At 42.5% G+C, this 11,909-nt stretch carries 10 protein-coding genes; 6 read left to right on the top strand and 4 right to left on the bottom strand.

What is annotated here, in order from left to right:
• Nucleotides 1-255: 255 nt before the first annotated feature.
• Nucleotides 256-1,431 carry an RNA-guided endonuclease InsQ/TnpB family protein gene (locus F6K37_RS00330; protein WP_008179337.1) on the top strand — a complete coding sequence of 392 codons (1,176 nt, stop codon included), beginning with the start codon at nucleotides 256-258 and terminating at the stop codon, nucleotides 1,429-1,431.
• 480 nt (nucleotides 1,432-1,911) lie between these two features.
• On the opposite strand, the gene F6K37_RS00325 is transcribed toward F6K37_RS00330, so the two are convergent.
• On the bottom strand, nucleotides 1,912-2,547 hold the full coding sequence (locus tag F6K37_RS00325; RefSeq protein WP_008179339.1) for a class I SAM-dependent methyltransferase: 636 nt from the start codon (nucleotides 2,545-2,547) through the stop codon (nucleotides 1,912-1,914).
• A gap of 747 nt (nucleotides 2,548-3,294) precedes the next feature.
• Here F6K37_RS00325 and F6K37_RS00320 point away from each other — a divergent pair.
• From F6K37_RS00320 to F6K37_RS00305, 4 genes are all read left to right on the top strand, one after another.
• Nucleotides 3,295-3,675, top strand: coding sequence for a hypothetical protein (locus F6K37_RS00320; protein WP_287247430.1), 381 nt, complete (start codon nucleotides 3,295-3,297; stop codon nucleotides 3,673-3,675).
• A gap of 12 nt (nucleotides 3,676-3,687) precedes the next feature.
• Nucleotides 3,688-4,086 (top strand): PAAR domain-containing protein, encoded by a 399-nt coding sequence (locus F6K37_RS00315; protein ID WP_008178148.1) that lies wholly within the window; start codon nucleotides 3,688-3,690, stop codon nucleotides 4,084-4,086.
• Between the two features lie 82 nt (nucleotides 4,087-4,168).
• The gene (locus tag F6K37_RS00310; RefSeq protein WP_287247429.1) at nucleotides 4,169-4,687 is read left to right on the top strand and encodes a GPW/gp25 family protein; all 519 of its coding nucleotides are present in this window, start codon (nucleotides 4,169-4,171) and stop codon (nucleotides 4,685-4,687) included.
• The gene (locus F6K37_RS00305) at nucleotides 4,687-5,259 is read left to right on the top strand and encodes a hypothetical protein (protein ID WP_287247427.1); all 573 of its coding nucleotides are present in this window, start codon (nucleotides 4,687-4,689) and stop codon (nucleotides 5,257-5,259) included. Before F6K37_RS00310 ends, F6K37_RS00305 begins: the two co-directional genes overlap by 1 nt.
• Before the next feature lie 512 nt (nucleotides 5,260-5,771).
• Here the strand turns inward: F6K37_RS00305 and F6K37_RS00300 are convergent.
• From F6K37_RS00300 to F6K37_RS00290, 3 genes are all read right to left on the bottom strand, one after another.
• Entirely contained in the window at nucleotides 5,772-6,395 is a 624-nt protein-coding gene (locus F6K37_RS00300) for a hypothetical protein (protein ID WP_287247425.1), read from the bottom strand.
• A 771-nt stretch (nucleotides 6,396-7,166) separates the two neighbouring features.
• Nucleotides 7,167-7,391, bottom strand: coding sequence for a hypothetical protein (locus F6K37_RS00295; protein WP_287247424.1), 225 nt, complete (start codon nucleotides 7,389-7,391; stop codon nucleotides 7,167-7,169).
• 470 nt (nucleotides 7,392-7,861) lie between these two features.
• Entirely contained in the window at nucleotides 7,862-11,122 is a 3,261-nt protein-coding gene (locus tag F6K37_RS00290) for a sll1366 family intein-prone helicase (RefSeq protein WP_287247422.1), read from the bottom strand.
• 551 nt (nucleotides 11,123-11,673) lie between these two features.
• Here F6K37_RS00290 and F6K37_RS00285 point away from each other — a divergent pair.
• Complete coding sequence (locus F6K37_RS00285; protein ID WP_287247420.1) at nucleotides 11,674-11,880, top strand: hypothetical protein; 207 nt, start codon at nucleotides 11,674-11,676, stop codon at nucleotides 11,878-11,880.
• Nucleotides 11,881-11,909 lie beyond the last annotated feature (29 nt).

Here is an 11,909-nt window from a genome sequence, read left to right as displayed (position 1 = left end):
TGCCATTGACCTTACACAGGAGGGCATTCCAGGAAAGCCTACCCCCTGGAAGAATTGCCACATTGCCTTCATCTGTTCGCCTTCCTGGAGACTCCCGCTATAATCGCGAGATTTAGCGGTGAGAGGAAAGGTCAGAAGTTCCCTTAGAATAGTGGTTTGTTCGCGAACAAACCACTATTCTAAGGTTTCGTCTCCGGAAGGACAGAGTTTGAATTTTGTCTTGAAAGTTCACATTTAATATCTTACAATGTGAATATGACTGAAAAAGCTTACCGTTACCGTTTTTACCCAACCTCTGAACAGGAGAACCTGTTGAGAAGAACTTTAGGCTGTGTAAGGCTGGTTTACAACAAAGCCTTAGACGCTAGAACCAAAGGATGGTACGAAAACCAAAAACGGATTAGTTACAAAGAAACTTCCTCAATGTTGACAGGATGGAAAAAACAGGATGACTTATTTTTCTTAAATGAAGTTAGCTGTGTACCACTTCAACAGGGATTGAGACATCTTCAAACCGCTTTTACTAATTTCTTTGCAGGTCGAACAAAATATCCGAACTTCAAGAAAAAACGTAACGGTGGTAGTGCAGAATTGACAAAATCGGCATTTAAATGGAAAGACAATCAAATTTATCTGGCTAAATGCAAAGAACCTTTACCTATTCGTTGGAGTCGTCAATTACCTAAAAACTGCAATCCAAGTACCGTTACGGTCAGCTTAGATCCATGCGAACGGTGGCATATCTCAATTAGATTCAATGACTATAGAGACTTGAGCTTGCCTCCAAAGGATAAACAAATTGGTTTTGACTTGGGGATTACCAGTTTAATCACGACCAGTAACGGCGACAAAATTCCTAATCCCAAGCATTTTAAAAAACTAAAGAAAAAATTAGCTAAATACCAAAAAGCTTTGTCACGAAAACAAAAAGGTTCTAACAATCGTTACAAGGCAAGATTAAAGGTAGCTAAGATACACGCAAAAATCAAGGATGCTAGAAGAGATTTTACTCACAAGCTAACCACTCAACTGGTCAAAGAAAACCAATTGATTGTGTTCGAGGATTTAGCGGTGAAAAATATGGTGAAAAATTACAAACTAGCTCAGGTAATCAGTGATGCTAACTGGGGTGAAATAATCCGTCAGGTCAAATATAAATCAGAATGGTACAACCGTAAAGCTATTTCCATTGACAGATGGTTTCCCAGTACTAAGTTGTGTTCTGTATGCCTTAATCGTGTGGAATCTTTGCCTCTGAGTATCCGGGAATGGGATTGCCCATCTTGTAACGCTCACCATGATCGCGATATTAATGCATCAATTAATATCTTGGCGGCAGGGCTTGCCGTGTCAGTCTGTGGAGCGACTGTAAGACCTGAAGAGAGTAAGTCTCGGAAGGCTAGTGCTAAGAAGCAGAAACCTAAGTCGTGAGTCTTAGGAATCCCTCGTTATAATCTTTGATTTAACGAGGGAGGATGTCAACACCAAATCCAATCACATCGTAAGAACGTTCTTGATTACTGGCCATCTTTCCCTCACCCCAATTCCTGAACAACCTGATTAACTGATAATTCTAGTGTTCTATAGCTGTCGGACATTGACAGTACCCTTCGGGGTACTATTGATTTTCACTATTTATTTTTAATTTTGGCTCTTGGTGCTGGAAATAGAGAAGGGTGATTTTTCGGAATTTGGCTACATTCTGGATCAGGGCTACTAGGGGGAGAGTGGGAGGGTGCATCTCATATTTGTAAAAAAGAAGGGGAAGTGTGGGAAGTGTGGGGAGTGTAGGAATTTTCGCGGGAATTTTTGCCTAATTGCAAAAGCAAGGGATGCGCCGACCTGAGGGGGTTTCCCCCACTCGCGCTTTGCCTCAAGACAGTGAGATGCACCACGGTAATCTTAGCCTGCTCAGTACTTATTTGCTACAACGAGATAGCTACCATAGATTGACATCAACGGAAAATGCCAACCTAAATACTGGGATACCCTACCTGATCCATATAATTTAACTCCTGAGAATCCATGCATTTGCAATCTCAATCGCAGAACTTCTGGAAAATGCTGAGTTAAATGGCTGACACCGTAAACTGACATTCCAATGATTTTATTTTTTATGTAATTAGGATTGGGAGTGGTAAGCAACAGCCTTCCGCCAATCTTCAACACTCTTTGGAATTCACATAATGTTTTATCTACATCGGCAGGATACAGGTGTTCAAGAAACTCACCAGCAGTAATCACATCAAAAAATCGATCTTCCATAGGTATGTCTGTTGAAAGACCATAGACTTTTTGTGAATAGCACTCAGGCAAAACATCTAATCTTTCTTGTACACAATCAAGACCAAATAATGTCAGGTTCGGGTTCAACTCCTTAAAACGTAATCCACCTCTACCCGTATTGCAACCTACATCAAGAATCTTTACAGCTCCTTTCTGAAAAAAACTGAAGAATTGTTCGTACCTTTTCAAAGTAAAAGGGTCGTGTTCTGAACGATTTTGTTGAACATTCTGAACTTCGTACTTCTTATGCAGATTGACCATGTTTGCTTCTCCAATTCAACATATAGAAATCCTATCTGATTCGTGGAATAAATAGGCTACTTTAAGGCAGAAGGCACCCACCCCTAACCCCCTCACAGGAGGGGAATGGCAGAAGGCAGATGAGACCGGAGTTGGAGCTAGTTTTTAAGAAGTCCAGTGATTTTACAAATGATTTAGGATTGCTATAGAAATTACTAAACTCCAAAGGGTTACTGAATTACCGGATGAATCAGGGATAGACAGGTATGTGCCTCGGTGGCACCGGCACCTCCGGCTAACTTCAGGTAATGCACTAACAGTCCTATCGAATGCTTCAGCATTTCTACTGACTTCGAGTAACACAAAGTCTTGGGATGTAGCCGAGCCAGATCGTGCCTCAATCGAGTGCAATCACCCTAGACTCGGGTCATATACAACTTGTTCACGATATCTGGTCTCGATCCGGGATGTAGTTGGGATACACCTTGAAACCATCGGTAACATACAACAAACACTGCCACAAACACTTCGTACGCCCACACCAGTTCAAAGGTCATTGTACTACGGTCTCCGATTCCCTAAGCTAGAATACCAGGTTCCAACTGGTTGACGGCTGTCGGGACCAGAACCTGGTTTTTTTAGACCCTACTATGGGCTTGCAACTCCGAAAAGTTCCCCCAGTTCTGGAGTATAGTTTGGGTCATATAGCGCTACGCGCAAGTCAGAAGTTAGNAAGTATTAGTAGCTTTTGAACATGGTGATGTCCGTTTGCCCTATATTATCGGGTCTTTGTGGAATGGTAAAGAATTACCACCAGCAACTAATGAAGATGGTGCTAATAATATCCGGGTAATCAAATCTCGTAGCGGTCATGTCATCCGTCTCAATGATGAAGAGGGGGCAGAAACTATTGAAATTGTTGATAAAACCGATAAAAACAGCATTATTTTTGATACAGCTAACAACACTATTGCTATTACCACCGATGGAGACATTACTTTATCAGCATCCCAAGGTAATATTAAACTAGAGGCAGAAAATATTGAAATCAAATCTTCAGCAGATACCAAAGTTGAATCCGGTGCAGCAATGGATATTAAAGCCAGTAGCACCATGAATCTTAAAGGTCAAACTATTAATCTAAACTAGTCTAATTTAATTATGGGACAACCAGCAGCCAAACAAGGGGACCAAATTACCGCTATTGATACTCATATTGTGATGGTACCCTCAGGACCAGTAACAGTACCAACTCCCCTACCTCATCCTTTTGCGGGCATTATCAATGGCAACCTCAGCAGTGATGTCAATATTATGGGAATGCCAGCAGCAACTGTAGATAGCACTGCGGATAATACTCCACCTCATATTCCCACACCTCCTGGCACTGCCTTTCAAAGTCCTCCTGCTAATAAAGGAACGATTAAAATTGGTAGCCCAACGGTAAAAATTAACGGTAAACAAGCAGCAAGAAATGGAGATATTGCTGAGACTTGTAATGATCCTGCCGATTTACCAATCGGACAAGTAATCGCAGTCGGTACAGTTTTTATTGGCTGAAACGGAGAAGATGATATCCCCCCTAACCCCCCTTAATAAGGGGGGGATATGATTCCCTTAAAACCCTCTTTTATATTGCCTATTGCCTATTGCCTATTGCCTATTGCCTATTGCCTATTGCCTATTGCCTATTGCCTATTGCCTATTGCCTATTGCCTTTTGCCTTTTGCCTTTTGCCTTAAAATCAAACGTTGCTGAGAATTGCTATATGTCAAAACCATTTTTAGGTGTTGGAGTAGGATTTCCCATCAATTTAGATACTAAGGGAGATTTCCAAATTGCGGAATATGAAGAGAGTGTACGCCAGTCAATCGTAATTATCCTTGGTACTGCCAAAGGTGAGCGAGCCATGCGTCCCGACTTTGGTTGCAGCATTTATGACTTAGTTTTTGAGCCCAATTCACCTGCCACTGCTGGTAAAGTATCCCAAGCTATACAGGAAGCCCTACTGTTCTTTGAACCCCGCATTGATGTTATAGATGTGCGCGTTCAATCCCCTATTCCAGAACAAATGCTGGTCAATATCGACTATCAAGTGCGAGCAACCAATAATGTTTTTAACCTAGTTTATCCATTTTATCTAGAAGGAAGTGCAGGTTGATGGTTAAACTAGCGCCCAAAATTTATCAACGGACAGCAAAGGATATTGCCAATCAAGTTCTCTATGGACAAAATTCCTGTAAAGTAGTGATTTTTGCCTTCTCGCTCCTTATACAGAGCAGGTTATATCGACTCGCATTACTACTTCAGGAATTTAGAAAACATACAGATACAGGAGAAACTAAACCTCTTCAGGAACTTATCACACACTATACAGGAAAAACTCAACCTGTTCAAGGAAGGAGTGCTGCTATAGTTAATATCTTTGCCCGTTTTGCCGAGATAATTATCGAGCGACTCAATCAAGTTCCCGATAAAAACTTCTTAGCCTTTTTAGATTTATTAGGAGCGTCTCGGTTACCACCCCAACCAGCACGAGTACCCTTGACATTTTCCTTAGCTGCCGGAACTATCGTTGATGCAGTAGTCCCAAAAGGGACACAAGTTGCTGCACCTCCAGCGGAAGGAGAACACCCACCCTACGCAACTTATTTTAGGGTGGGCAAAAAGCCGTTGATTCTTTGTAAGCTTGTAGGGTGGGCAAAAACCCTTTGGTTCTTTGAAAAATTCTAGATAATATCATTTTGCCCACCCTACGCAACTTATTTTAGGGTGGGCAAAAAGCCGTTGATTCTTTGTAAGCTTGTAGGGTGGGCAAAAACCCTTTGGTTCTTTGAAAAATTCTAGATAATATCATTTTGCCCACCCTACGCACTGTTCTAAGATTCAAAATGCTGAAAACCCCTTTAATAAGCTTGTAGGGTGGGCAAAAACCCTTTGGTTCTTTGAAAAATTCTAGATAATATCATTTTGCCCACCCTACGCACTGTTCTAAGATTCAAAATGCTGAAAACCCCTTTAATAAGGGCTTTCAGCTTCATTTTCCTATTTTGATCTTTATAGCGCTACGGGCAAGTCAGCAAGGTTCTTGCGTCAGAAGTCAAAAGTAAGTGATTACTTACGTTTCGGAGTTTAGGAGCGATGCAGTGCGGTCTTGGGGGTCTCCCCCACTCGCTATTGCATCAAGACAATGTCAAACATCTGAATGCGTAGTGCTATAACGTTTATTCATGCCCACCTACTTATTAGTACCGCCTTTGTTTTACGAAGTCTCCTTTTAAAGCTTTTTCCCGTACCCTTCCGTTATCATAAAACGCATATCCTCCGTTCATTTTCAATACAGAAAAATCGGGTTGCGTGGTACTTCCAGCAAAAGCTTCTACAATTCCCTCATTCCGTTTTTCATTTCGATCAAAGCCTTGCAGGGTGATTAATGTCTCTGGTACTGTTGCAGATTCAACATACATAATAGTACCATCAACATTTTCCATTGTCATTACTTTTGCTCTGCTTCCTCTGTCGATAATCTGATCCATGCTACCCTTAAATCGCCCAGTGCTGCCATCAGCATCTTTAATGACCAAGACTGTGCCTGTGTCTTGAGAGAAATAGGTTCCTTTCAAGTTATCTGTCAGGTTACCTGCCAGTGCGATGGCAGAATTACTGAACATAAAGAGGACCCCTGCTAGCAGAGCTAACAGTCCCCGTTTCATTTTCCCTTGAATCTCGTTGTTCATTTTCTTTGTTTTTGCCTTTATTGGACTTTGGAGTAAATATTTGAAATACAGATTAATCTTGAAACAAATTGATTTTGCTGAGACTGAACTGTATTCCCTTTGAATATTATCTATACCTTGATGAAAAAACAATCTATAAACCTCATATAAAACCTCATATCAAACCTCATAAACCTCAGATCAAACCTCATAAACCTCATATCAAACCTCATAAAACTCATATAAAACCTCATAAACAGGGTAAACGCCTCTAATTGTGTATCAAAAGTTACAGTTAAAAAGTAAACAATAGTATCAAAAATCTCTAATCACCCGGTTGATTATCAATAAGCCCAAAACATTGCTCAATTATTGGCGTTGCTGGAAGGGGCATCTTGTGTGGAACTGGCATCTTGCCAGTTTCATGCTTATTTTCGGGCGGCCAGGATGCCCACTCTATATTTTCGGGCGGGTAGGATGCCTACTCTACTCCTATTCAGCGCGAAGATTCAGCCCATCTTACCCAACTGCTGGTGGGCAAAAACCCTTTGGTGCTTTTGACAATTCTAGATCCTAGAATTTTGCCCACCCTACGCACTGGTGGGCAAAAATTATTTGGTTCTTGTAATAATTCTAGATCCTAGAATTTTGCCCACCCTACTAAATAATTGGTGGGCAAAAACCCTTTGGTGCTTTTAATAATTCTAGAACCTAGAATTTTGCCCACCCTACTAAATAATTGGTGGGCAAAAACCCTTTGGTGCTTTTAACAATTCTAGAACCTAGAATTTTGCCCACCCTACTAAATAATTGGTGGGCAAAAACCCTTTGGTGCTTTTAACAATTCTAGAACCTAGAATTTTGCCCACCCTACTAAATAATTGGTGGACAAAAACCCTTTGGTGCTTTTAACAATTCTAGAACCTAGAATTTTGCCCACCCTACTAAATAATTGGTGGGCAAAAACCCTTTGGTGCTTGTAATAATTCTAGAACCTAGAATTTTGCCCACCCTACGCACTGGTGGGCAAAAACCCTTTGGTGCTTGTAACAATTCTAGATCATAGAATTTTGCCCACCCTACTAAATTATTGGTGGGCAAAAACCCTTTGGTGCTTTTGACAATTCTAGAACCTAGAATTTTGCCCACCCTACTAAATTATTGGTGGGCAAAAACCCTTTGGTGCTTGTAACAATTCTAGATCATAGAATTTTGCCCACCCTACGCACTGGTGGGCAAAAACCCTTTGGTGCTTGTAACAATTCTAGATCATAGAATTTTGCCCACCCTACGCACTGGTGGGCAAAAATTATTTGGTTCTTGTAACAATTCTAGATCATAGAATTTTGCCCACCCTACGCACTGGTGGGCAAAAACCCTTTGGTGCTTGTAACAATTCTAGATCATAGAATTTTGCCCACCCTACGCACTGGTGGGCAAAAACCCTTTGGTGCTTGTAACAATTCTAGATCATAGAATTTTGCCCACCCTACGCACTGGTGGGCAAAAACCCGTTGATTCTTTTAACAATTCTACATCATAGAATTTTGCCCACCCTACACAACTACTCCCGATTCCCGATTCCCGATTCCCGATTCCCGATTCCCTGTTCCCTTAAATTAATCATCAATCACCGCACTCCGGTCAAGCAAAACCAAATCGCGCAATTGTTCCGTATTCATTTCCGTCAACCAATCTTCTCCAGCATCTACGGTTTGTTCCGCTAACTGTTTCTTACTTTCAATAATGTCATTAATCTTTTCTTCCACAGTGCCAGTACAGATAAACTTATGGACTTGAACATTGCGTTTTTGACCAATCCGAAACACCCGGTCAGTGGCTTGATTTTCCACGGCTGGATTCCACCAGCGGTCTACATGAAACACATGATTAGCTCTCGTTAAATTCAATCCCGTGCCACCAGCTTTCAGAGACAGAATAAATATCGATGGACCATCGGGGTCATTCTGGAACCGATCAATCATTTCCTCCCGTTGTTTCTTACGAGTTGCGCCATAGAGGAATAAAACTTCCTTGCCGAATTTTTGCTCTAAATAGGGTTTCAGCAATTTCCCCCATTCCGAAAATTGGGTAAAAATTAAGCCACGGTCTCCCTCAGAAATCGCCTCTTCTAACATTTCTTCCAACCGTCGTAACTTACCCGACTGCTGGCTAGACATTAACGAATTATCTCCCGTTTTACCCTTAGTCTTTTTCCCCTTACTCTCCAACAGTGCGGGATGATTACACAGTTGCTTGAGTCTCAACAATAAAGTCAAAATCATGCCCTTGCGCTTAATCCCCTCAGCTTCTTCAATTTGTGCTAAAGAATCATCCACCAACTGTTGATAAACCGTAGCTTGGGCTGCGGAAAGACCACAAAAAACATTCATTTCCTGCTTTTCGGGCAAATCTTGAATAATAGACTTATCGGTTTTGAGGCGACGGAGGATAAAGGGTTGCACTAGCGATCGCATGGTCTGCAAGGAATCCCGGTCGCCAAATTTCTCAATCGGTACCGCAAATCGACGTTGGAAGAATTGGCGATCGCCTAAATACCCAGGATTGAGAAAATCGATAATTGACCACAATTCCGACAACCGATTTTCCACGGGAGTACCGGTTAAGGCAATCCGAAAGGTAGTGGAAAGTTGCTTCACGGCTTGGGATTGCTTAGCGCTAGGATTCTTAATATTCTGAGCTTCATCCAGCACCACCCCCTGCCATTCCACCCCATCCAGGGTAGTCGCATCCCGATGTACTAAGGAATAACTGGTAATGATCACCTGCTTAGTCTTAACTGCCTTAGCAAAGGCTTTCCCTTTAGAGCGTTTATCCCCGTGATGGACAATAGTTTTCAGGGATGGCGCAAATTTCTTTACTTCCCGTTCCCAGTTTCCTAGCACAGAAGTCGGACATACCACTAAGCAAGGCCCATTCAGGGTACCTTCTTCCTGAAGATGCAACAGAAACGCAATCAGTTGTGCCGTCTTACCAAGGCCCATATCATCCGCCAGACAAGCACCCAAACCCCAACGTTCCAGAAACGCCAGCCAGCCCATCCCTCTAGCTTGATAGGGTCGCAATTGCCCCTGAAAACTAGCTGGTTGAGGAATCGGCTCCAGGGATTGATTCCCCTGTAAATTAGTAATTAACTCTTGCAGAGCTCCCGATGCTTCAAACTTCACTACCGGTAGTTTTGCCAAGGTATTATTATCACCAGTAGTGATCCGCAAAGCATCCTCTACGGAAAGAGTCATGTTATCGGTCGAACCCTTAAACATCTCTTGAGCTGCCCGGACATCAGAGGGTTGTAACGCCATCCATTCCCCATCCACCTCCACTAGGGGTGATTTCAGTGCCATCAAGCGATTAAACTCCCGCTTCGAGATGGTTTTATCTCCAATCGCCAGTTGCCACTTAAACTTCAGTAAGCTTTGGAGTCCTAACCGTTGATTCTTCTTTTGTGGTGGCACTTCCGCCAGAAGACTAATTCCCAAGCGTTTGGCTCCCGTGCCTGGTTTCAATCCTGGTGGTAAGACAATACCCAAGCCATTGTTTTGCAACCGCCATGCACTAGCCCTAATGAACTCATACACATCTACTATGGTTAGCTCACAAAACTCAGGACGGGGTTGGTGTAAGCTCGGCTCGATGGGAGGATAGAGTCGAGTCGCTAATCCTAACCCTTTCAGGAACGTTTCCTGAGGTTGTTCAATGCTTCGCTGCTTAATCTCCAACCGCTCTCCTGAGTAATTCCAGATCGTCTCAGCATCCACCACCAGGTCTGGGTCATCAACCGCTTGTAAGCCATAGGCCAAGCTCCAATTCTCTTGGTCAGAGGTAGGAGGCTTCAGGATAAAACAAGTACGAAACAGATTTTGCCTCAACCTCTTGGACGTCGGTGTCACTAAATTCTGTTGCACCGGAGTGTTCCAAGTAGACAGTGCTGCCGCTAATCGACCTAGGGTTGTTGACTCTAGCCCTAGGGTTTCTGAATTAGAAGACAAATTAGAAGAAAGCGATCGCAACCATTCCACCATCGGTGATTCTACTACTGGCACCGACTCACCCTTGACAAAATCCCGCACCTGTGTATTAACCACACTACTCAAGAATCCCAATAGCAATTCCTGAGCCTTAACCAAATCCGTTGTAGCTTGAAGGGTCAACTGTGGAGAACTAACCTGTTGTGGATAAGCACAGCAAGCCGAGGGCATGAGCTTGATATACTTTTCTAGACGGACTTGATCGGTAGTACTATCAAGCAGAGGTTGCCAGAAAGCCCTTACCTTACCATCAGGCAATCGGTACAGTCCTGGTAAAAACTTACCCCGATTCAGCAGATCCAAGCTCCAGCGCATCACCTGAGACCAAAAACGCAACTCCCCTCCCAGGTAAGCGTCTGAGCCTTCAAAAGAGCCCAGGGGTAAGGCTTCCAGGAATCTTACCCCTGCCATCGGTTCCAGACTTACCCCTTGCACTTGCCATGGTTGTAATTCCCACTGACCAGCCTCTGCACTATCCTCTGCACTATCTAACAACATTTTGCTAGACAGCACTGGATAAGCTGGTTCACCTTTGGATGATGGTTCAGTAGGTAAGAGAACAATTTGAGACTGCCAGCGAACCTGATGCTGTTGAGCTGCACGCTTACGACTACCTGAACGAGCCTTCTCAGACACCTCTAAAAATTGACCAATGGACAGACGATGAGAATCTAAAAAAGACGTCAATTCTTCCTCAGTCATGGCAAACGGGTGACATGACATATCATTGGCAGTTGTTGATATCTGCGCCTTCGTGCGCCAAGTTTCTCCCCAAATAAATAGATGACCATTAGTTTCCCCAGATATCCAACTGCCATGTAACGTTGCCATAATAATTTTTGTGTCTTTTTTTGTTATCTAGTCCAGGTTTTGTCGATCAAATTTGCTGAATTTATCCCTTAGGATTAACAGCTATCGTATCTGATTAATAGATTTTATAACAAAGGTAATAGGGAGTAGGGAGTAGGGAGTAGGGAACAGGGAGTAGGGAGTAGGGAGTAGGGAGTAGGGAGTAACGAACAGAAATTATCATAATTCATTTAGATTACTATATTAATAATTGAAGTAAACAAAGTTATTTTTTGAGCTGATTAGGCGAGATAATCTCCAGCTAATTTACCGATTTAATAAAATTTATTCGGTTATCAAAAAAACTGATTAAAGACTACTTTTATTATTTTCTTAATAAAAAAATGTCAAGTTTTAAGTAAACTCTATGGCTATTATTTAGAGTATTCAGTAGTATTTAAACTCTAAAAAACCGCTGAAGTTACTCCACAACAAACTTGGCAACTTTCAAAAAGAAAGTAACCGTAGGCGTCAAGGAGTTGATCCCTTAGCCAAACACCATCAAAAAGTATAGCGTTTACTAGTCTAATCAGGTGCATAGAAATTTTTTCATTTCCCGACTCCCAGGGAGTGCGCTTACAGTCGTCGAATTAAATTCGCCACGGGTCGCACCGCTCCCTATTGCCTATTGCCTATTGCCTATTGCCTATTGCCTATTGCCTATTGCCTATTGCCTATTGCCTATTGCCTATTGCCTACTCCCTACTCCCTACTCCCTTTCCTACTTACCACCCCCCTGAGTGATAAATGCTACGATTGCGACAGAACG

This window comes from Moorena sp. SIO4E2, from assembly GCF_010671945.1.
Taxonomy (GTDB): Bacteria; Cyanobacteriota; Cyanobacteriia; order Cyanobacteriales; family Coleofasciculaceae; genus Moorena; species Moorena producens.
Note: the sequence above shows the minus strand (reverse complement) of the source record. Positions and strands in the feature narration are given on the sequence as shown.

Coding starts and splice junctions, on each gene's coding strand:
- F6K37_RS00330 (WP_008179337.1), top strand. CDS start 256: ATGACTGAAAAAGCTTACCGTTACCGTTTTTACCCAACCTCTGAACAG.
- F6K37_RS00325 (WP_008179339.1), bottom strand. CDS start 2,547: ATGGTCAATCTGCATAAGAAGTACGAAGTTCAGAATGTTCAACAAAAT.
- F6K37_RS00315 (WP_008178148.1), top strand. CDS start 3,688: ATGGGACAACCAGCAGCCAAACAAGGGGACCAAATTACCGCTATTGAT.
- F6K37_RS00305 (WP_287247427.1), top strand. CDS start 4,687: ATGGTTAAACTAGCGCCCAAAATTTATCAACGGACAGCAAAGGATATT.
- F6K37_RS00290 (WP_287247422.1), bottom strand. CDS start 11,122: ATGGCAACGTTACATGGCAGTTGGATATCTGGGGAAACTAATGGTCAT.